The sequence below is a fragment of the Fulvimarina fulva genome (genome assembly GCF_039652615.1).
In the GTDB taxonomy this organism is placed as follows: Bacteria; Pseudomonadota; Alphaproteobacteria; order Rhizobiales; family Rhizobiaceae; genus Fulvimarina.
Window position 1 is genome coordinate 1 of record NZ_JBDJAC010000033.1, and the last position, 1,381, is coordinate 1,381.

Consider the following 1,381-nt stretch of genomic DNA (forward strand, 5'->3'; position numbering starts at 1 on the left):
GTTAGCGTCCGAGTACGTGGTGTAATTTCTCCGGCGCTGCCGGTGTGATCTTGGGTGGCCATCGAGGTGTATGATCGAGGTGGAGTTTGGCGACTTCAACCGAGAACCATACGGAGACCCCGATGACCAAGACCAGCATGGACCTTTCCGAGCTTCTGGCCAAGCACGACCAGGGCGACTTGCTTCGCAACATCGCCGAGGCGGTCTTGCAGCTCCTCATGGAGGCCGACGTCGAAGGCCTCATCGGCGCCGGACGCCACGAACGCAGCGGCGAGCGGACGACCTGGCGCAATGGCTATCGCGACCGCTCTCTCGACACCCGTCTCGGCACCTTGAATCTGAAGGTGCCAAAGCTTCGGCAGGGCAGCTACTTTCCCGGCTTTCTGGAGGCTCGCAAGACCTCCGAGCAGGCGCTTGTTGCCGTCATTCAGGAAGCCTGGATCGGCGGGGTCTCGACACGGCGTGTCGACGATCTCGTGCAGGCGATGGGCCTATCGGGGATCTCGAAGAGCACCGTCTCCAAGCTCTGCAAGGACATCGACGAACGGGTCGGCGAGTTCCTGAACCGGCCGCTCGTCGGCGACTGGCCCTATGTCTGGCTCGATGCCACCTATCTGAAGCAGAGGCAGGGCGGCCGCATCGTCTCCGTCGCGGCCATAATCGCTGTGGCCGCCAATACCGAAGGCCGACGCGAGATCATCGGCATGGGCGTCGGACCGTCCGAGGCCGAGACGTTCTGGATGGAGTTCCTGCGCTCGCTGAAGTCCCGCGGTCTCGATGGCGTGAAGCTGGTCATCAGCGACGCCCACAGCGGCTTGAAGGCGTCGATTGCCCGCGTCTTCGACGCCACTTGGCAAAGATGTCGGGTTCACTGGATGCGCAATGCTCTGGCCCACGTCTCCAAAGGCCAGCATACCGTCGTCGCAGCCGCCATTCGGCAGGCCTTCGAACAACCCGACCGAAAGCATGCCGGCGAGACTTGGCGCCACGTCGCAGAGCAGTTGCGGACAAGGTGGCCAAAGCTGGCCGATCTGATGGACGAGAGCGAACACGATGTCCTCGCTTACATGGCCTTCCCCCGTCAGCACCGCACGAAACTGCACAGCACAAACCCGATCGAGCGTTTGAACAAGGAGGTCAAGCGAAGAGCCGATGTCGTCGGCATCTTCCCGAACGAAGCATCGATCGTTCGCCTGATAGGCGCCGTGCTCTTCGAGCAGAACGACGAGTGGCAGACATCAAGCCGCTACATGATGGTCGAGGCCTTCGCAGAGATCGACAAGGAGGAGATCGATCCGATCCTCACCATCACAACCATGAAAGCCGCCTGATCATGACCTCAGGCCACCCAGAAAATTACACCAGCTTGACGGACGTGACC

At 61.4% G+C, this 1,381-nt stretch carries 1 protein-coding gene; it reads left to right on the plus strand.

Going from position 1 to position 1,381, the window contains the following annotated elements; all coding sequences use genetic code 11:
* The first annotated feature begins 122 nt into the window (after nucleotides 1-122).
* Nucleotides 123-1,331 (plus strand): IS256 family transposase, encoded by a 1,209-nt coding sequence (locus ABDX79_RS19640; protein WP_346221984.1) that lies wholly within the window; start codon nucleotides 123-125, stop codon nucleotides 1,329-1,331.
* Nucleotides 1,332-1,381: the final 50 nt, after the last annotated feature.